This window comes from Paenibacillus sp. DMB20, assembly GCF_000987955.1.
Lineage (GTDB): Bacteria > Bacillota > Bacilli > Paenibacillales > Paenibacillaceae > Paenibacillus_AQ.
In genome coordinates this window covers 81707-101018 of sequence record NZ_LAZU01000028.1, presented here as the reverse complement: position 1 = coordinate 101018, position 19312 = coordinate 81707, and the positions used below count along the sequence as shown (strand labels likewise).

At 51.6% G+C, this 19312-nt stretch carries 16 protein-coding genes and 3 pseudogenes; 2 read left to right on the top strand and 17 right to left on the bottom strand.

Annotation, left to right across the window (positions count from 1 at the left end; genetic code table 11):
• Positions 1-64: 64 nt before the first annotated feature.
• From XI25_RS13545 to tdh, 9 genes and pseudogenes are all read right to left on the bottom strand, one after another.
• The gene (locus tag XI25_RS13545; RefSeq protein WP_046679070.1) at positions 65-535 is read right to left on the bottom strand and encodes a hypothetical protein; all 471 of its coding nucleotides are present in this window, start codon (positions 533-535) and stop codon (positions 65-67) included.
• 84 nt (positions 536-619) lie between these two features.
• A complete protein-coding gene (locus XI25_RS13540; RefSeq protein WP_046679069.1) occupies positions 620-1357 on the bottom strand; it encodes a hypothetical protein in 738 nt (245 codons plus the stop codon).
• The gene (locus XI25_RS13535) at positions 1354-2247 is read right to left on the bottom strand and encodes an ABC transporter ATP-binding protein (RefSeq protein WP_046679068.1); all 894 of its coding nucleotides are present in this window, start codon (positions 2245-2247) and stop codon (positions 1354-1356) included. Before XI25_RS13535 ends, XI25_RS13540 begins: the two co-directional genes overlap by 4 nt.
• 189 nt (positions 2248-2436) lie before the next feature.
• Positions 2437-2787, bottom strand: coding sequence for a PqqD family protein (locus XI25_RS36870; RefSeq protein WP_200901427.1), 351 nt, complete (start codon positions 2785-2787; stop codon positions 2437-2439).
• A gap of 84 nt (positions 2788-2871) precedes the next feature.
• Positions 2872-4758, bottom strand: a pseudogene (locus XI25_RS13530) (OPT family oligopeptide transporter); the annotation flags it as partial.
• Positions 4759-4967: 209 nt separating this feature from the next.
• Positions 4968-5936: a hypothetical protein gene (locus tag XI25_RS13525; protein WP_152669129.1), complete on the bottom strand. Its 969-nt coding sequence runs from the start codon at positions 5934-5936 to the stop codon at positions 4968-4970.
• A 388-nt stretch (positions 5937-6324) separates the two neighbouring features.
• Positions 6325-6663, bottom strand: coding sequence for a four-helix bundle copper-binding protein (locus XI25_RS13520; RefSeq protein WP_046679067.1), 339 nt, complete (start codon positions 6661-6663; stop codon positions 6325-6327).
• Between the two features lie 154 nt (positions 6664-6817).
• Positions 6818-7999 (bottom strand): glycine C-acetyltransferase, encoded by a 1182-nt coding sequence (locus XI25_RS13515; protein WP_046679066.1) that lies wholly within the window; start codon positions 7997-7999, stop codon positions 6818-6820.
• Positions 8000-8035: 36 nt separating this feature from the next.
• Positions 8036-9104 (bottom strand): annotated as a pseudogene (gene tdh, locus XI25_RS13510) (L-threonine 3-dehydrogenase).
• 164 nt (positions 9105-9268) lie between these two features.
• Here tdh and XI25_RS13505 point away from each other — a divergent pair.
• A complete protein-coding gene (locus tag XI25_RS13505; RefSeq protein ID WP_046679065.1) occupies positions 9269-9835 on the top strand; it encodes a helix-turn-helix domain-containing protein in 567 nt (188 codons plus the stop codon).
• A gap of 74 nt (positions 9836-9909) precedes the next feature.
• Here XI25_RS13505 and XI25_RS13500 read toward each other — a convergent pair whose 3' ends face one another.
• Positions 9910-10914: a CobW family GTP-binding protein gene (locus XI25_RS13500; protein ID WP_046679064.1), complete on the bottom strand. Its 1005-nt coding sequence runs from the start codon at positions 10912-10914 to the stop codon at positions 9910-9912.
• 139 nt (positions 10915-11053) lie between these two features.
• Between XI25_RS13500 and XI25_RS13495 the strand changes: the two are divergent.
• Positions 11054-11567, top strand: a pseudogene (locus XI25_RS13495) (MogA/MoaB family molybdenum cofactor biosynthesis protein).
• A gap of 131 nt (positions 11568-11698) precedes the next feature.
• On the opposite strand, the gene XI25_RS13490 reads toward XI25_RS13495, so the two are convergent.
• The 7 genes from XI25_RS13490 to miaB form a co-directional block, all read right to left on the bottom strand.
• Positions 11699-12298 (bottom strand): hypothetical protein, encoded by a 600-nt coding sequence (locus tag XI25_RS13490; protein WP_046679063.1) that lies wholly within the window; start codon positions 12296-12298, stop codon positions 11699-11701.
• A 94-nt stretch (positions 12299-12392) separates the two neighbouring features.
• Positions 12393-13388 carry an acrylyl-CoA reductase family protein gene (locus XI25_RS13485; RefSeq protein ID WP_046679062.1) on the bottom strand — a complete coding sequence of 332 codons (996 nt, stop codon included), beginning with the start codon at positions 13386-13388 and terminating at the stop codon, positions 12393-12395.
• Positions 13389-13736: 348 nt separating this feature from the next.
• A complete protein-coding gene (locus XI25_RS13480; RefSeq protein ID WP_046679061.1) occupies positions 13737-15203 on the bottom strand; it encodes a nicotinate phosphoribosyltransferase in 1467 nt (488 codons plus the stop codon).
• A gap of 98 nt (positions 15204-15301) precedes the next feature.
• The gene (locus XI25_RS13475) at positions 15302-15841 is read right to left on the bottom strand and encodes a cysteine hydrolase family protein (protein WP_046679060.1); all 540 of its coding nucleotides are present in this window, start codon (positions 15839-15841) and stop codon (positions 15302-15304) included.
• A 97-nt stretch (positions 15842-15938) separates the two neighbouring features.
• Positions 15939-16709, bottom strand: a complete 771-nt coding sequence (locus XI25_RS13470; protein WP_046679059.1) for an NUDIX domain-containing protein — start codon at positions 16707-16709, stop codon at positions 15939-15941.
• Positions 16710-16887: 178 nt separating this feature from the next.
• Positions 16888-17340, bottom strand: a complete 453-nt coding sequence (locus XI25_RS13465; protein ID WP_442950387.1) for a RicAFT regulatory complex protein RicA family protein — start codon at positions 17338-17340, stop codon at positions 16888-16890.
• A gap of 47 nt (positions 17341-17387) precedes the next feature.
• A complete protein-coding gene (gene miaB, locus XI25_RS13460; protein ID WP_046679058.1) occupies positions 17388-18947 on the bottom strand; it encodes a tRNA (N6-isopentenyl adenosine(37)-C2)-methylthiotransferase MiaB in 1560 nt (519 codons plus the stop codon).
• Positions 18948-19312: the final 365 nt, after the last annotated feature.

The window sequence follows — 19312 nt, the reverse complement described above, 5'->3', positions numbered from 1 at the left end:
CTTGCACCTCCTATCATTTCTGACGGAGACCCGCTGAAATATGTTTCATGGCATTTTCGGATTATTAAAAATCAGGACTATTGTCCCCTTCCAATCCCAGTTTGATGTACATCTCCTTGGAATATCCCTGCAGCTTCTGCTCCAGTGCCTGAGCCTGGTCCTTAAACGCGGTAAGCTCCCGGATCATTCGGGAACGTCCGGCTGGACTGAACGTTTCATGAATACGCTCTTTGAAATAATCATGAACGATATAATTACGCTGTTTCCATACTTCCTTCAGCTGAAGCGTTTCTTCTTCGGAAAAAGGAAAATAATGCTGTATTTCCTGAATAAGCTGCCCAAGCGAACTGCTAAGCTTACGTTGATACAGTTGCGTAAAGTCCTCTTCCGAAGGTACCTTTCCCTTAGACAGCTTGATCAGCATGAGCAAATTCGCGAGCTGCTGCTCCAGTGCCTGAGAGTAGTATACCGCCAAACCGAAATAGGCAAACAGCTCTTTGGAGTGGTCACTGTCGAGCAGTCGTGTCTGTTTCATCGTACTCCTCCCGATCCATAGGTTGCCTTTTTCGTGATATAACCCGTCTTTCTCTATTAATGGTATAGGAAGATTCCTCCTGCATCAACCTGCTTTTCGAATTAAATCCGCAGTATCCTTTGAACATGCTGCCTTTAGATAAACGACAAGCAGAAAAGCCGTGTATCCCAGCGAATATGCGATCATGCCGGCCTTTTCCCATAACAACCGCTCAGAGTCGTGCATCATCATGTCAACCATCGGCGAAACGGGCGGAAGCAGATAGATGACCCATTTCGCATATTCCGGCAATTGGCTGCCCAAGGACAACCCCGCAAAAGAAAAAACAATCAGTACGAGCATCATGCCGGCAGCCCTCCCGTAATTTTCGATCCAACCGTTTTGAAAAAACAGCGCAATGGCCGCACCGAGCAAGGATAGGGAAACATGGGCCGACAATGCCGTAAGGAACCTCATCCAGCCTACCGGTTCGTTAAACATGCCGGTCAGCATCGGATAGAGAACCGCTCCCGCGCTCAAGCAGGCAGCAAGAAGGACAATTGCGGCAAATTGAGCGATATAAAACGTTAACGCGCTGCCCGAATGCAGGACAAGCAATCCCGTCTGCCGGCCTTGGTCATGGTTTAAAAAGCTCAAGCCCAACCAAGCGCATCCTATAAACAGAATGGATGAGGTTACGGCATAACTGTCCATAACCGGATTCGGTTTATAAGAATACAAAAACAGCACGGTTATGATCACAAAGGCAACCGGTCCGAAATAACGGTATGACCTTGTGTAACTGACAAGCAGATACTTTAGCACGCTCATGATGACGGTCATCCGCTCACCGCCTTTGATTCGCGGGATTGGCTTGGGGACACCTGCACGTTTTCGTCCATCGGCTGCAAGAGAATCACGGAACCGCCAGCCTTAAGCACAAAGAGGAGGATATCGTCGGAAGCCTCCCGCCGGATCACGATTTCCGACGGCGTTCCTCTCGATAACCAATACCGGAAACCGTCAAGCCGTTCCACTTGCAGCATCGCATCCGGCGGGAGGCCGTGAAAAAGGAGCCTGCATCCGGTATCCTCGGTCCGATCATGCAGCGCATCCCGAATGATCCTTCCCTGCTTCATGACAACGATCCGGTCGGCCAGGGCAGACGTCAATAACGGCTCATGAACCGACATCACGATGGCAGTGCCCTGGTTTTTGATTTCGCCCAGAACGGATATCATATCATGCTGGGAAGGCTCGTCCAAACCGGACAGCGGTTCATCGAGAACAAGCAGACCGGGAAGACTCAACATGGCCTGCATTAAATTTACCTTCTGCAGCATTCCTTTCGAAAAGCCGTTCATCCTCCGGCCGGCATATTCCCTCATCCGAAACAGCGTCACCAGCCCGTCCACGCGCCGGTTGGCCGCCGCTTTGCCCAATCCTTGTATCCTGGCCGTATGATAAAGATACTCCTCCGGGGTGAACCGTAAGCCTGCAAACTTCTCCGGAACATATCCGATCCTCATTCTTTTATCATAAACGATTCTGGTTCCTTGGGATGGGAGCGAAAGACCGGCTATAAGATGAAGAAGCGTGCTTTTCCCCGCTCCGTTCCCTCCGGTAATGGCGGCACATTCCCCCTTGCCGATGGTCCAGGTGATATCGCTAACCGCCAGGTGTTTTCCGAACCGCTTGCTTACCCCGTTCAACACCAACAAATCTCCATTCATTCTTATGCCTCCGTCAATGGTTTAGAAACATTGTACAATGATTTTCCAGCCATTGACAACGATGGGGCATGAAAAGCGGGAGGATCCCTAATACTTTCTTAATATGAAATCAAGCCCCCTGGCCACTTTCCTTGCGGATCGCGGTGGCGGGGGCTTTGCTATGTTAACTTTGGGATCTGCCGTCGCGTTTTACTGGCCGCCGACATTCTCCAAGGTAGACGGCTCCGCTTCGACTGATTTCCATTCGAGCCATCCATTGGCCTCCATAAGTTCAATAAACTTGGCCAGTCTTGGCAGAAGCGGCTCAGCCGCCTCGCCGAACTCGTCTTTTAACGCATCCGCAATTCGGGATATCGAATGATTTCCGTCACAGCGCCCAACGACCGATGCGCCCAGTTCGTCAAGGGACACCTTGATCACCGCAGGCTGTTTTAAAAATCGTACGGCCTGCCGCTCCAGCCACGATTGCCGGTGGACATGCACGACCCATCGCCCGTTCGAGCCGGCGAGTTGGAGTCCATCCCGCAGAACCGGAATCATGCGCAGCAAATTTTGTCCGTCTCTTGGTTTCTTGGCTGTATTCCCGATCATCCTCTTCACGCCTGCCTTTTGACTGCAATTGATTTTTTTGCCGGCCAACGTGCCCCAGGTCAAAATCATCGTGACGATCAGGAAGATCAGGAGGGGCAGCCAGTTGTTCTCGATCAGGGTTGCTCCCGGAATAGGAACATTCATCCAGATCAATACGGCAATGATGACCCCGATCAGGGATTCTCCCGCAATCAGACCGGAGGCCAGCAGCGTCCCTGTCTCCACTCTTGCCTTCAATGCCTCTTCATCTTTCCTGGAAATCTTCTCGATGAACCAGCGGACAATCCCGCCTACCATAATTGGCGTGCTTACATGAACCGGCAGGTAAATCCCCACGGCTACGGTAAGCGAATTGAGTCCCAGCAGCTCAAACACAACAGCGGAGGCTGCCCCGATGAAAATAAGGTCCCACGGCAGATTCCCCGCCATGATGCCTTCCACGATAATCCGCATCAGCACGGCCTTTGGCGCAGGCAGGTCTTCCGATCCCAATCCGTAGCTTTCGTTCAGCACCGACAAAATGAATCCGATCACGAGACCGGAGACCAGAACGCCGATCATCATGGCCACCTGCTGCTTCCAAGGCGTGCCGCCAACCAGATAACCCGTTTTTAAATCCTGGGATATATCGCCCGATACGGCGAGGGCGACGCACACGATCGCTCCGACGGTCAAGGAGGCGATCATGCCCGTCATCCCGCTCAATCCGGTTGCTTTGAACACGAATGTAACGATCAACAGCGTTGCAATCGTCATACCCGAGACAGGCGAGGAAGAACTGCCGACCAACCCGACGATGCGGGACGCCACCGTCACGAACAGAAAGCCGAAAATGGCAATGGACACCGCGCCAACAATGCCCACATCCGTAAGCGGAGCGAAAGCGATAATGATGATCAGCACGGCGATCATAAGGAAAACCCACATACCCGGGATATCATAATCCGTCCTATCCAGCGTGACCTTGGCGCTTTCCTTCTTCTGCAGGCCGCGGAGCGTTGCCGTTAGCGAGCTGAACAGCATCGGGAGCGTTTTGACAAGCGTGATCAATCCTCCCGCAGCCACGGCGCCGGCCCCGATGTAGCGGATATAATCGCTCCAGATCCCCCAGGCATCCAGTTCGCCGATAGGATCAGCGGACGGCGCCACGATGCTACCGCTGCCCGCTCCGATAAAACCGATGACCGGGATGAGCACCAGCCAGGCCAATACGCCTCCTGCCAGCATTTGTCCCGCGATTCGGGGACCGATAATATAACCGACACCAAGCAAAGCCGGAAAAATATCCATGCCGATGACCGCGTTTTTGAACCGGAACATGGCGCTCTCAATCTCTGTACGGAACCATTTGAATCCGTCGCCCATGGCTTTTACGGCCCCTCCGATAAGAAAGCCGTATACGACCATTTTGGCGCTTTTCCCTCCGGTTTCTCCCGAAATCAGCACCTCCGCGCATGCCGTTCCTTCCGGATAAGGCAGGGTAGCATGCTCATTGACGATAAGCAGCCGTCTAAGCGGAACCATCATCGCCACCCCGAGGAAGCCGCCGACCAGGACGATAAAGCTGATCGTCCCCATTGTTGGCACATGGTTCCACATATACAGGGCTGGAAGCGTAAATATCGCGCCGGCCGCCACGGCTTCCCCTGCCGTGGTCATCGTCTGCACAATATTGTTCTCCAAAATTGATTTTCTCCGAAAAATTCCCCTGAGCACTCCAAGCGAGATGACGGCAGCCGGTATGGAAGCGCTCACCGTTAAGCCGATTTTGAGCCCCAAATACGCATTGGCTGCCGCAAAAACGACAGCCAGGAGTATCCCCAGAATAATAGCGAAAATCGTGAGCTCCGCCATGGATTTGGAAGCCGGTATGTAAGGCACGAATGCTCCCGCATGGTCCTTGTCTCTTCGATCCTGCATTCCAATTGCACTTCCCTTCCCGCATTTATATGTTTTTACATGTCAGAAAACATGCTTATATTACCCGAAAATCCCATTTTCAAACCTCTCAAGCATATAAATGGGAATTTTCGGCCGCCACTCCGGCAGGTTTCGCCCCCCAAACCGGCTTCCAGCCAAAAAAACGTCCTTCGGCGAAGTTATATGCCGAAGGACGTTTTTTTGCCCTATCATTTGGATTCTTTTTTATCTTCTTTAACCTTCATTTTCACCTGGATGTACTTAACGGCTCCTTCATCAGTCTGCTTGTTTTTTACAAACTTCCCTTTCAGTTTCTCGCCCTTTTCCCCGTATGTTTCCTTGGCTGATGGCCACATATCCTCATCGGGCTCCATTTGAACCAGAATATAAAAGCTATCGATATTTTTGGGTTTCTCGATCCGCATTTCGAACGAACCGTCAGGTGCCGTAACGGCAGAATCAGAATAACCGATATGCCAGCTGTCGGGAATATCGATGTCAAGCTTGACTTCGGTCCCTTCGAGCAGATTGCTCTTCCCCGTTACATAGTAATTCTTCGCGTCTTTGGTCACGACGGGTTTAATCCATACCTCCGGGTTTCCCTGGTCCTCGGGAATTTCCCAGCCCGGCTCTTCCAGCTGAAGCTTTGCATCCTTCGCCTTAATCCCCGCTCTGACAGCAACCTGTTTATATATTTCGCCGGAGGATTCATATTGGTAAACATACGGACCGGTCAGCTTTTCGCCTTTCTTACCGTATATCTCCTGTACCGGCTCAACCGCTTCTTCCGGGCGAAACACGATTTCAAGATCCATGGTATCCGTGCTCTTTAGGTTCGGCTTTTCGATCTCCAATGCAAAGCTGCCGTCATTTTCCGTTTTTGCCTCGTCCGTATAACCGAACATCGAATAGCCTTTTGCCGTGATTTCCGCCTCCAGGGTTAGGTCCGGGGGAAGGTTGCTGCTCCCCTTAACGAGAACCTTCTTGCCTTCAACCGTAACATCCCCTTTGATCAAAACATTAGGATCTGCGGCCTTGTCCATCTGCTCCTCAGGCACTTCAGCCACGATTTCAGCATCCACCGCCTCTTGCCCTTCCTCTGCTTCTGTCGCGGACACCGTCTCCTTATCCGCTGCAGGCTCTTTTTTTAGCAGTCCCGGCGTCAACCTGCATTTCATTCTCCGTTTTTCCGGCCTCATTTGAAGCGGTTTTACTGCTGCAGGCGGTCAGCATTAACATTACCGCCAAAATAAATACAAGACACTTCCATTTCCTCATCGTTAATCTCTCTTCCTCCTTGAATCACATGCTCGCAAAATGTCGGCTCCGGTCTTCAGCAGGCCGGCAGGCACATCGTAATTATTCAATATAATCCTTAATGATGAAACAGGCCGAAGGCATCAAAAACGCATATATCCAAAGTACCTGCAAAGAGACAGCATTTTTCGCAAAAATCCTTTCTCACCGGGATCAAGGGGGATAGCTGACGGCATCTCCAATCGGACGCAAAAAAAGCCTGATACCCACAAAACCAAAAGACTAATGGGCACCAGGCTTTTTTTTGATTTAGGCCACGCAGCACATTTCCCGGCAGACATTGGCACAGCGTCGGCATAATTCCGCACATTCCTGACAGTGCTCCTGGGTATGCTTTTTGCATTCATCGGCACAGGCTTCGCACATTTTAACGCATAAAGAGCAGATCTCGGAAGCATAAGGACTCATCCGGGTCATGGCCTCGGCTGCAAAAGAACAAAAATCCGCGCATTCCCGTGTCAACGTGATACATTCGCGCAGCAAGGCGATATCATATTCCTTCAAGCAGGAAACGTAACATACATTACATGCGTTCATGGTTTGGAGACAAGCTTCGATGCAATCTTTATATTGTAGTTCGTTCGTCATTTTACGTTTACCTCCCATACATGTTTTCGCTCTGCCATTGTATTAAACGTCCGCTTGCTTCGTGAATCAAAAGAGCCTCCCATGAAGGAGGCTCCAGTAAAAACATGCAATTATCGCTGGTCGGCAAATCGGAATGGATGAAACGCGATGGGTTTTATCCGATAAGCCCGAATTCTTTGCCCACCTTGGTCAGAGCCTCCAGCGCGAAAGCCAGATCCTGCTCGGTATGCTGGGCCGTCACGATCAGACGGACCCGGCCCCGATCCATCGCAACCGTAGGGTAAACGATGCCTTGGGCGCAAACGCCTTCCTCCATCAGGCGGCGGGAAAATTGGTTTGTACGGGCCGGATCGCCGACGATGATCGGGATAATCGGGGTTTCGCTCGATCCGGTGTCAAAACCTGCGCTCTGCAGGGCGCTGCGGAACGAATTCGCATTGCTCCACAGCCGTTCCGTTAATTCCGGCTCGCTCTTAAGCACTTCAATCGCAGCCAGGCAAGTCGCGGCCACGGAAGGCGGCAGCGAGGTACTGAACAGGAACGAACGGGCCACATTCGTTAAATAGTCCTTCAATGCCAGCGAACTCGCCACGTAGCCGCCGACGGCGCCGATGGCCTTGGACAGCGTGCCGACCTGAATGTGAACGCGGCCGTGAAGGCCGAAATGGTCCGTGGATCCTTTGCCGTGCTTGCCCAGCACGCCGCTGGCATGCGCATCATCGACATAGACCAAGGCATCGTATTTTTCGGCAAGCTCCACGATGGCCGGCAGGGGAGCAATATCTCCGTCCATGCTGAAGACTCCGTCCGTCACGATCACACGCTGCCGGTAATTTCCGCTTTTTCTCAGTACATCTTCAAGCTGGTTCATGTCTTTGTGGGCATAAATTGCTTTATTGCATTTGGTCAGCCGGATTCCGTCAATAATGCTTGCGTGGTTCAGCTCGTCACTGATAACCACGTCATCGGCCCCAAGAATGGAAGCCAGCACGCCCTGGTTTGTCGTAAAGCCCGATTGAAAGACCAGGGTAGCCTCCGTCCCCTTAAACTCGGCCAGACGCCGTTCCAGTTCATCGTGGATGTCGAGCGTACCCGTGATGGTCCGGACGGAACCTGCACCGACTCCATACTTCGCAATGGCATCCGCAGCCGACTGTTTTAACAGCGGATGCTGCGTCAAGCCCAAATAGTTGTTCGAAGACATTTGCAGAACGCGCTTGCCGTCCTGCAGGGTCATCCACGAGTCCGATCCGCCCTCCCATACCGTAAGCGGACGATAGCGACCTGACTTCTTCAGTTCCTCCAATTGCTGTTCTATGAATTCAAAACCGGCCATCCTTGGCACCTCCGTCGTTTTTATAATGATTATGCGTTACCGTTGTTTCTGATCATTGGATTGATCGTGAATAAACACAATTTTACCGCATTTCCCCGATGACATGAGCTCGAAAGCCTCCTCATACCGGTCCAGGGTCAGTCGGTGGGTAATGATCGGCGACAAATCGATCCGGCCCCGCTCCAGCAGTCCTTTAAGCTGATACCAGGTATCGTACATCCGGCGGCCGGTAATTCCGTTCAATTGAAGTCCCTTAAAAATAACATCCTGGGCTAGATCAAAAGAGACCTCTTTGGTCGGGATGCCCAAAAGCGAAACACGACCTGCGGGTGCAGCCGCTTTTAAAGCGTCGCGAATCGCGCCGGGGTGCCCCGACATCTCCAATACCACTTCGACCCCTTCGCCGGCGGTTGCCTTCATGATAGCTTCCACGGAAGATTCCTCGCTGCTGTTGACCAGCACATCCGCCCCCATCGTCCGGGCCATTTCCAAACGGTAAGCATTGATATCGACCGCTATGATGGTTCCGCAGCCGCAAGCTTTGGCGACGGCAATGGCCATCAGGCCGATGGGGCCTGTACCGATAACCGCAACGCTTCGCCCAACGATATCCCCTGCCAGCACGGTCTGAACCGCATTTCCCAGCGGATCCTGAATGCAAGCGATTTCAAAAGGAAGTTCAGGATCGTTCATGATCACGTTGCTGGCCTTCAAGACGGCGAATTCTCCAAAACAACCCGGCAGCGTAATCCCAAAGCTTCGCGTGTGGAGACAAACATGGGCATTGCCGGTTCGGCATGCCTTGCACTTTCCGCAAACGACGTGTCCTTCTCCGGACACATGGTCCCCTGGCTTCACATGGGTCACATTGGCTCCGACGGCTTCTACGATTCCGGCAAACTCGTGGCCGAAAACGTTGGGAGTAACGACTCGGCTAGCCGCCCAATCATCCCATTTGTAAATGTGAACGTCGGTTCCGCAAATCGAAGATGCCATCACCCTTACCAACACTTCATCCGGCCCGTAGGTTGGAACCGGCACTTTTTTTCAATACGGCGCCTGGCTTGCGCTCCTCTTTCACCAGTCCGAGCATGGTAGCAGTCATATACGGATTGCCCCTTCCAAGATTTATACATACAATAGATAATAAACGGAAAACGCATACTCACCGTGTTTGTATAATATATTACACAATTGTATGTTATATTGCACACATTTTTTATGTGTTTTTATAAATCCGGATGGATCAGAGTGGAGTGGTGGACAGAAATGCTAGAACCGATACATATAAAAATCGGGAGAAACTTACAAATCATCCGCAAATCGAGAGGGCTAAGCCTTGACCAGGTATCCGACTTATGCGGGGTCAGCAAAGGAATGCTGGGACAAATCGAAAGAGGCGAATCCAACCCGACCATTTCGGTTTTGTGGAAAATCGTTAATGGCCTGAGGATTTCCTTCGCTACGTTGATGGAGGAGCCCAGTCAAGGGGTATCGATCGTGAAAGTGGAGGATATTACTCCTTTTAAAGAAGAGGAAGGGGCTTACCGTGCCTTCCCGATCTTTCCCTTTGAACAGGATAAAGGATTTGAGATGTACAGCGTGGAAGTGGATCCTGGCTGCTCCCATGTGTCGGAGGCCCACTACGAAGGTGTCGAGGAATTCATCATGGTGATTGAAGGCATCCTTCATATTTCGCTGGACAGCGGGGAATACGTGCTTGAGGCGAATACGATGATGCGGTTTTCCGCTGATCAGCCCCATACCTATTCCAACCGAACCGACCGTCCGATCCGGTACATAACCCTTCTTCATTATCCATCATCCAACAGATAGAGATTACGTCTTACATTGCAGGATTTTCTCAAAAAAAAAGGTGCCCCCATGGGCACCTCTATTGTTTTAAGAGACTAAACTCGGCTCTGTTGCCGGTTCGGGGCTCCTTCGAGCCGCTCCAGCTTGTCCTGAAGCTCGGACCGGCTAAAATGCTCCCCGATAAATACGATTACATCCTCCAGGGACTCCTGGACGTTCGCCTTGGTGAAATCGGATTCCCTAAAAGCATACTGGAACAAAAAACGGCTTGCGGTATCGCTGAACGTCAAAATCCCTTTGGCCCGGTAGACTTCACGCGGCAGATCTGCTACGAAGGCTTCGAATTCCCTGCTGTCCAGCGGAGCTTTCAAGTAATGCGTGTAAGACATCACGTGGCCGTGGGAAGCATGGGAGCCGTGGTCATGCCCGTGATGGTCATGCCTGTGATCGTTATTCCGAAGATCGGTGTGTTCAAACCCGTCATGTTCATGATCTTCATGGAGGAGCCTTCCCAAATCCACTTCGCAGCGGACAGCGGGAAGCATGGGCGCGAATCCGTTCCATTTGGTTACGATATCTTTGGCCTCCTGCAGCGCCTCCGCGGATACCCGGTCCATTTTGTTTAATATCAAAGCGGAAGCGCAGCGGATCTGCTCCTGCATCAATCGATAGGTTTTCCCCTTCTGTTCCCGATGAAGATGCAGCAGATGGGCCGTATCTACAACCGTAATGAGTTGTTTCACTTGAATTTTCAAATATAAAGCGGCTTCGGCCGTCGCATCCAAAATCTCCATCGGATTTGCGGCACCCGTCGCCTCGATCACGATAACGTCGGGTTTCTCGTTTTTAATGAGCCGGGCAAGCCCGGAAGCCAGATCCGCGCGGATAGAGCAGCAGATACAGCCGCCGAGCATTTCGGCCGCAGGAATGTCCGATCCGGCGATCATGCCGTCGATATTTACCTCGCCGATTTCATTCATGACGATGGCCGGCTTCAGGCCTTCCCGCTTCCAGAACGAAATCAATCTTGTCAGCAGCGTTGTTTTACCGCTGCCCAAAAAGCCTGATAATATATATATGGGGGTTGCCTCGTTATTCATATGTAAACTCTTCCCTTCCTGTCCTCTGTTAGCGAGTGTACTATAGAGAAGGGCCGGGAGCAAGCTTCTTAACGGCATATGGTAACAGGTTAACCTTAGAACATGGCACGTCCATTAAAACACGTGGGAGATGTTATCGATGAATTCTGTAGAAGAACACCGGAGTCAATCCCCGGAATCGGTTTCCTGCATGATCGTCACCGTTTCGGATACAAGAACGCTTGAGAACGACAAGAGCGGCCAATTGATGCGAAAGCTGCTGGAGGAATCGGGGTACGCCGTGATCAAGCATATCATTGTCAAAGACGAATACGACGAAATTCGCGAGCTGATTTACAATGCTTCCAGCCAATCTGCAGTTCAAGCCATATTATTGACGGGGGGGGACCGGCATTTCCGGCAGGGACCGAACGTATGAGGCCGTCTCTTCCTTGCTCGACAAGGAACTGCAAGGCTTTGGGGAAATTTTTCGCTACCTGAGTTATACGGAGATTGGACCTGCCGCCATATTAAGCCGGGCGATCGGCGGAACGGTCGGCAACACGGCGGTCTTCTCGATGCCTGGCTCCGTCAACGCCGTAAGGCTGGCCATGGAGCGTATCTTGTTGCCGGAACTGCGCCATGTCGTCAGGGAAATCAACAAGTCCCACTGAACAATTAGCTTATTAAGAAGCCAAAAAGGGCCGGGGGTTATCATAAACCTCCCGCCCTTTTTTGATTTGGACTGCCGGGTATATCTTACAAATTGAATGGATCACGCTTGGGTATTCCTCGACTTGTCATGTTATTCGTTATTATTATACATATCGTTTCCATATGGATCGTTCGGATTCCCGCCGCTCTCTTCCACGTTGTTTACCCTGTTCGATTGGCGCGGAATCTCTTTTAGCACATCGGCCGCTACCTTTCGGGTCTGCTCGGTGTATTGGCCTTTCCGGTCACCGGCTGAGGTGTATACGAGCGCAGCCTCCTTATCGACGATAACGAGGTGCTTCGCGTTTCCCTTTTCGATCATCCCATGGCCGCCATACATTTCATTAATGCCATGAATTCTTGACGGCTCATCTTTGAAAACGAAAAGTTTCAGCTGCTGATTGGTATCGGCGTTCATCCGGTAATGGTAAGCCATGGTTCCGCTTTGGTCTTCCGTGTACGTCTCGTTGGTCAGCCGAACGTTTTGATCCTTAAACAATTCCTGAATCCTCTCCAGGATTCTGCCGTTTAAGCCCAGTCCTTCCGTCTTCGCTTCTCTGTTGCCTTCCTCGTAGGCGTGCAGACGGATATCGTATTTCTGGACTTCTTCTTTGACTCCTTCTTTGCTGCAGCCCATACCGGCAGTCAGGAGCAAACCAACCAGCATTCCTTTGATCCACCGTGTTGCCATGCTTCATCCATCCTTCCCTGTCATGCAAAAGGCTGCATGTCTTGTTTGGGATTAGCATGCCTGACGGCGGAACAGTTTATTCGATCCCCCGCTCTTACATCGATACGATGGTACGGCCTACGGCACCGCCCTTCAAAATCCTTTCGAAGGTTTCGGGAAGTTCGTTCAACGAAATCTCCCGGATACCGGAATCGAGCACCGTTACCGGCTTCCATTCCCCGGCAAGCCGTCCCCAAATTTCCCGCCGGATGTCCATGGGACAATAAACGGAATCGATGCCCAGCAGCTTAACTCCGCGAAGGATAAAAGGATACACCGCTCCTGGAAATTCTGCACCGCCGGTTAACCCGGAAAGCGCAACCGCGCCGCCGTATTTGACTTGTTTCAGCAACCCGGACAGCCGGGTTCCTCCCACCGGATCGACCACCGCTGCCCATTTTGCGGATGACAGCGCTCCTTTGGCCGCCGGGACGGCTTCCTCCCGGGGAATCACCGTCTGGGCGCCGATGTTCATGAGCCACTCTCTTTGCGTTTCCGCTTTACCGGTTGCTGCCGCCACTTCAAATCCGAGCTTGGACAACATGGACACCGCAAAACTGCCGACGCCGCCCGTTGCACCCGTTACCAGAACCGGGCCATGCTCAGGCTTCAGGCCATTTCGGATAAGATCCGCTACCGACAATGCGGCGGTAAAGCCGGCCGTACCGATTGCCATAGCCTCTTTGGGACTCAGTCCCGCAGGCAAGGGAACCAGCCAGTCTCCCTTGACGCGGGCATACTCACTGTATCCTCCCTCGTGCGAAACTCCCAGTTCATAGCCTGTGCAGATAACCTCATCCCCCTCCTTAAAAGAAGGATGCAAGGAACATTCTACCGTCCCTGCCAAATCAATCCCCGGGATAAACGGGTACCTTCTGACGATTTTACCCTCCGGTATGCTCGCCAGACCGTCTTTGTAGTTTACGCCGCTGTATTTTACCCGAACGGTGACCTCCCCTTCAGGCAGCTGTTCCATACGGCATGCCTCCACACCCGACCGAAATCCATCCTCATCGTTATGAACCACAAACGCCCGAAAAGTCGATTGCATCCATCATCTTCCCCTTTCTATCGCTACTCTATCATAATAACAATCCGTTTTGCCCGGCTGTTAAAAATGTTTAATTGTCGAAGTTTCCGGGAGAACATCGGGATTTGGCGTCTTCTGCGCTTTCCCGAGAAATAATCGATAATGTTTCGGATAAGAAAAACGCCTATCGACGTACTTCACAGAAGACAGACCACATTTATCGGAAGTTTTTCTTGCGATATAGAATTCCATCAGCTCCGCTGATAACTTATAAATTCTATATCTATAAAAAAACGCCCTTCGATTTCCCGTAGGGAAACCAAAGGGGCTGCTGGTTTCAGGCGGTTTCGCCCGGAAACGGTTATTCCATTATTCGTCGTGCTGATCCTCATGGTGCTCTTCCATGTATTCGGCAATCAGCTTCTGCTTCTGCTCCCACACCGCTTCGCTAAGGTTTACGCGGTAGATCTCGGGATTCAGCTTCCGCAAATATTCCGGCCAGAACTGGCTTAATTGGACATTATGATATTCGCGTACGGCTTCCAGTTCCGGAAGCTGATAAACGAGTTCGCCTTGTTCAAATACCGGCGTAAGCATCGAGACCGCATCGAAATTACGGACGTTTTTGCGCATATAAGGATGAAGCGGATTAAACAGTCTCAGTTTCCCGTTCTCCGGAGGCATCTTTTCATCGGGAAAGCTTATATAATCGGCGATGGCTTTGCCGCTGCCCTTGGAAATAATGCGGTAGACCTCTTTTTTGCCCGGCGTGGATACTTTTTCCGGATTGGCCGAGATTTTTATCGTCGGCACCATGACGCCGTCCACTTCCCGTTCCACCAGCTTATAGACGCCGCCCAGAGCGGGTTGGTCCGCGGCCGTGATCAACTGCGTTCCGACTCCCCAGGTGTCGATCCGGGCGCCTTGCGCTTTCAAATCCAGAATCGTATTCTCATCCAGATCGTTGGAGGCGACAATCTTGACATAATCCAGTCCCGCTTCATCCAGCATTTTGCGGGCCTGGATGGACAAATAGGCCAGATCACCGCTGTCAAGGCGGATCGCATTCATCCGTTTACCCTGCGCTTCCAGCTTCTTTGCCGTATTAATCGCGTGCGGCACGCCGCTCTCCAGGGTGTCGTAGGTATCCACCAGCAGTGTAACCTGGTCCGGCATCACCTTCGCAAAAATATCAAAGGCTTCCTGTTCGCTGCGGAAGGTCTGTACCCATGAATGGGCATGCGTGCCTTTCGTAGGGATGCCGAACTTCTCGCCCGCCAGCATATTGGAGGTTGCGTGAAAGCCGGCGATGTACGCCGCTCTTGCTCCCCACACCGCGGCATCCGCCTCCTGGGCGCGTCGGGTACCGAATTCAAGCAAAATATCTTTTCCCGCTACCTGCCGGATCCGGGAAGCCTTGGTGGCTATCAAAGTTTGAAAATTCATGAAATTAAGAATCGCGGTTTCCACCAGCTGGGTTTCGAATATCGTTCCCTCTACCCGGATCAAGGGTTCATTCGGAAAGACGAGCGCCCCTTCCTTCATCGAATGGATCGAGCCCTTAAAGCGAAACTGGCTGAGTTCTTCCAAAAAAGCCGGATCATATGCCTCTTCCTGTTTGGCCAAGTACTGGATGTCGTCAGCTGTGAATCGAAGATCCTTAATGTAGTGAACGATTCTCTCCAGCCCCGCAAAAACAGCGTAGCCGTTCCCGAAAGGCAGCTTCCGGAAATAAGCTTCGAACACCGCTCTCGTACGGTGCGAGCCGTTAATCCAGTGGGCATACATCATATTGATTTGGTATTTGTCCGTATGTAAAGCCAATCCTGCTGTCATCTCAAGCTCCTCCTTCATGCATCCGGCGAAGCAGCCGGATAACCTTCTCGCAGCTGACGCCATCGTCCTTTACCAAGGTCGACGGGCCGTTTTCGTTGTTAACTCCGTACGACAGCCGCTCCCAGGCTCCCTTTGAAATGGCCGAGCGCCCAACGGTGTCCGTCCGCGTTAAAGCTGGCCACGGCATCTTCGTAAATTTTGATGGAATACCCGCGGTTGTATGCATCCACAGCCGTGTGGAGCACGCATATGTCCGTACATACGCCGATCAGGGCCACTTCCGTGATTCCCCGTTCCCGGAGCTTAACCTCGAGGTCCGTGCCGCAAAACGCGCTGTAACGCGTCTTATCCATCCAATAAATTACGTCTTTACGGTCCTCGTATACCGCGGCGAGCTCCCCGTAAAGCTCTCTGCCCTTCGTCCCCCGGATATTATGCGGCGGAAAAAGATTGGTTTCCGGGTGTAAAGAATCGTTCTCCTCATGCAAATCCACGGCCATGACGACAAAGTCTCCCCTGTCCGCATACGACTTCGTCAGCGCTGCCACCGTATGCTGAATCGCTACGGCCGGTTCGCCGACGGGAAGCTTTCCATCCACGAAATCATTCGTAAAATCGATAACAATGAGCGCTTTCATCTTGTACACACTCCTTATACGATGGATTTACAAAAAAAGATTGCGCTGCTTCCGCACAAAAAAACCAAAGATAAAAATCGATCGTTTGACTGCCGCCCTAAGTATAGATGGAAAGCAGCGGAATATGGTCCGTAAACCGGTACAATTGCGCAGGACGCTGCGAGTACTGGTTCGAGCTCAGCGGCTTGCCGTTCTCATCCCGGGCTTCCTCCAATATGCCCCGCCGGCTTCGTGTCGAAGTGATTTTGCGGATAAAGTTGGGCTCCTTAAATTCCGGAACGACCGTTTGAATGACCTGATACAGCTCGCTAAGCGTAAAATGCTCAGGCAAAAACTGCTTGGCAATGGTCGTCTGCAGCATTTGATGCTGAATCTTCCGGTAGGCATCCATGATAATGTCCCGGTGATCAAAAGCCAGCTCCAGCTTCTCCAGCGCCTCTTGAATCGTGAACAGGCCCACTTCCTCCGCATCGTCGGCAGCCTGCCTATGCTCCAGCATCCATTCCTCTACCAGGGCATAAAAAGCATTGCTTATAATCCAGCCGCGGGGATCGCGTCCCGGGGCGCTGTAAACCCCCAGGTATTCCAGGTGTCCTCCGTCTACGCCGGTCTCCTCTTTCAGTTCCCGTTTAGCCGCATCATAAATGGATTCGTTCTCCCGGCAAAAGCCCCCCGGAAGTGCCCACATGCCTGCATACGGCCAGGATCTGCGCCGAATCAGCATCACCTTCAACTCCCGGATCGGCAGCGTCTTGGTGACCGTTTTTCTCTCCCGCTTGGTTAACGTAAACATGACGATATCCGCGGGAACGCCATCCGGCGTTCTGTATTTTTTGCCGTTTTTCGACCGGTTTTTGCGTATGATCACTCATTTTTCATCACCATTATCATTCGTTTTGATAATATCATTATGACATATTTATGTGTGATGTCAAGGTTTTCCTATCGGCAGCCCATTCAGCTGCTACTATTCCCCAATACGGGCCATCGTATTTTTACTTTTTTATATTCAAAGAAAAGGCGCGGAAAGATTCCGCACCCTCTTCTTAACCGCAGCTGCTCGGCGGCGTGTCTTTGCCGGTCTCAACGTTTACCTTTTGGGAAACGGTATCGTGGATCACCGATACGACCAGCTGCAGCAGATAATTGATATCGCTTTGGCTCTGTTGAAATTCAACAACCAACGGAATGCCGTCAATCTCATCTTGAAGCTCTTCGATCTCGCGTTCGATTTTGGCAACCATCTCTTTGTTCTGAAACGTTTCAAAAGCGACGATTTCCTTTTGCTTTTTCTTAATGGTCTTAATCAATTCCTGAACGCGTTCATGATTGCGGATTTTTTCTTCCGCCTGCTGAAACATTTTTACTTCCTCGCTGGTGGAGATCAGATTGGCCAGTTCCTCGGCTTTGGCCATGATATCCTCGCGAATGATCAAATCCCGCGTATTGTATGTCGGCATTCCGTATTTATTTACACGCTGTTCCTGTGCCACGTTCATCGCTCCCATTCTTTGTCTGGTTCATCGAACCATCTTATGATATAGCTTTATACGGCATCCGTTGCCGAAACGGGCTCGGGTACGATTTCCCCTTTAATATACCAGGTCATCGGATCGGTAATCCGAACATGAACAAAGCTGCCGATCAGATCGGGCGTGCCTTCAAAGTGAACCAGCTTATTCGTCCGGGTCCGGCCTGACAGGACATGCTCCTTGTTTTTGCTGACGCCTTCGACAAGCACCTCCACGGTTGCGCCGAGGAGACGGTCGTTGCTTTTCCGGCTATGCTCGTTGATGGCCGCGTTCAGGCGCTGCAGACGCTCGCTCTTCACTTCCATCGGAACGTTGTCTTCCATTACCGCGGCAGGCGTGCCTTCACGCGGGGAGTAGATGAACGTATAAGCGGAGTCGTAACCGACTTCACGGACCAGCGACAGGGTTTCTTCAAATTGTTCATCCGTCTCGCCCGGGAATCCTACGATAATATCCGTCGTAAGAACCACGTCCGGAATCGCCTGCTTGATTTTGCGCACCAGTTCCAGATAGGACTCGCGGGTATATTTGCGGCTCATCTTTTTCAAGATTTGGCTGCTGCCGGACTGAACCGGAAGGTGAATATGCTCTACCAGATTACCGCCTTTCGCCAGCACCTTGATCAGCCGGTCGTCAAAATCACGCGGGTGCGAGGTCGTAAACCGAACGCGGGGAATATCGATTTTGTGGATGTCATCCATCAAATCGCCGAAGCTGTAGTTCATGTCGGTAAAATCCTTCCCGTAGGCGTTCACGTTTTGACCGAGCAGCGTGATTTCCTTAAAGCCCTGACGAGCCAGCTCCCTTACCTCCGCGATCACGTCTTCCGGACGGCGGCTGCGCTCCTTGCCCCGGGTATACGGAACGATGCAGTAGGTGCAGAATTTGTCGCAGCCGTACATAATATTGACCCAGCCGCGAAGACCTTCCCGCTTTTTCGGGAGGTTCTCGACGATGTCGCCTTCCTTCGACCATACCTCCACGACCATTTCCTTGCTGAACAGCGCTTCTTGTATCAGATGCGGAAGGCGGTGGATGTTATGCGTGCCGAAGACGAGATCCACAAAGCCGTGCTTTTGCAAAATACGCTTCACCACGCCTTCTTCCTGCGCCATGCAGCCGCATACGCCAAGCAGCATATCAGGCTTTTCGATCTTCAAATGTTTCAAATGCCCGAGCTCGCCGAATACTTTATCTTCCGCATTCTCGCGAATGGCGCAGGTGTTCAGCAGGATGATGTCCGCTTCCTTGCGTTCTTCGGTCGCACGGTAACCCATCTGCTCCAGAAGGCCTTTGATCGTCTCCGAATCATGCTCGTTCATCTGGCACCCGAAGGTATATACGAGGTAGAACTTTCCTGCCCCTATCGTTTTGAATTCTTCGGGGATCGAGGTATCGTACAATACCTGAACGTCCTGTTTGCCGCGCTGCTTTTCCTGTCTATGATTAGGCTCCGATAAAATATTGATCTCCCTGCCGCGGATGCGGATTCTCTTGCCGTTCTCGTCCTCCGACAACACCTTGGCGTCCGAAAAATCAAAATATTTGGAGTAGTCCTTCTGTTCCTTGGACATTGACTTGGTCACTCCTTAAAATCCGTTAAAATCTCAGTTTGTTGCCACTTTGGCACCTTAGGCACTGTCTCTGATTATATCACGATCTTCCATCCTAATCTACTGCCGCGGCCCTCGTTTACCCTCTTCCGCCAGGCTCGGCATGTTCCGCAAAAACAAACAGAAACGACTCCGTCGCCCTTTGCAAAGGGACCGGGCCGTTTCACTAGGGTATGATGAAAAGAAAAAACGTCTATCGACGTACTTACCCAGAAGACAGACCGCATTTAGCGGAAGTTTTTCTTGCGATATAAGGAAGCGGCGTCTTTCGAAGCTTAACTTTCTTATATCTAAAAAAAACGGCCGGCTCTGCAGCGGAAGCCGCT

Bases quoted from the DNA above. Each gene is read 5' to 3' on its own strand.
- XI25_RS13500 (WP_046679064.1), bottom strand. From the start codon at position 10,914: ATGAATAACGAGGCAACCCCCATATATATATTATCAGGCTTTTTGGGC.
- XI25_RS13480 (WP_046679061.1), bottom strand. From the start codon at position 15,203: ATGACAGCAGGATTGGCTTTACATACGGACAAATACCAAATCAATATG.
- XI25_RS13515 (WP_046679066.1), bottom strand. From the start codon at position 7,999: ATGGCCGGTTTTGAATTCATAGAACAGCAATTGGAGGAACTGAAGAAG.
- XI25_RS13505 (WP_046679065.1), top strand. From the start codon at position 9,269: ATGCTAGAACCGATACATATAAAAATCGGGAGAAACTTACAAATCATC.
- XI25_RS13520 (WP_046679067.1), bottom strand. From the start codon at position 6,663: ATGACGAACGAACTACAATATAAAGATTGCATCGAAGCTTGTCTCCAA.
- XI25_RS13475 (WP_046679060.1), bottom strand. From the start codon at position 15,841: ATGAAAGCGCTCATTGTTATCGATTTTACGAATGATTTCGTGGATGGA.
- miaB (WP_046679058.1), bottom strand. From the start codon at position 18,947: ATGTCCAAGGAACAGAAGGACTACTCCAAATATTTTGATTTTTCGGAC.
- XI25_RS13465 (WP_442950387.1), bottom strand. From the start codon at position 17,340: ATGAACGTGGCACAGGAACAGCGTGTAAATAAATACGGAATGCCGACA.
- XI25_RS13490 (WP_046679063.1), bottom strand. From the start codon at position 12,298: ATGGCAACACGGTGGATCAAAGGAATGCTGGTTGGTTTGCTCCTGACT.
- XI25_RS13545 (WP_046679070.1), bottom strand. From the start codon at position 535: ATGAAACAGACACGACTGCTCGACAGTGACCACTCCAAAGAGCTGTTT.
- XI25_RS13485 (WP_046679062.1), bottom strand. From the start codon at position 13,388: ATGCAATCGACTTTTCGGGCGTTTGTGGTTCATAACGATGAGGATGGA.
- XI25_RS36870 (WP_200901427.1), bottom strand. From the start codon at position 2,787: ATGATTCCGGTTCTGCGGGATGGACTCCAACTCGCCGGCTCGAACGGG.
- XI25_RS13540 (WP_046679069.1), bottom strand. From the start codon at position 1,357: ATGACCGTCATCATGAGCGTGCTAAAGTATCTGCTTGTCAGTTACACA.
- XI25_RS13535 (WP_046679068.1), bottom strand. From the start codon at position 2,247: ATGAATGGAGATTTGTTGGTGTTGAACGGGGTAAGCAAGCGGTTCGGA.
- XI25_RS13525 (WP_152669129.1), bottom strand. From the start codon at position 5,936: ATGAAATGCAGGTTGACGCCGGGACTGCTAAAAAAAGAGCCTGCAGCG.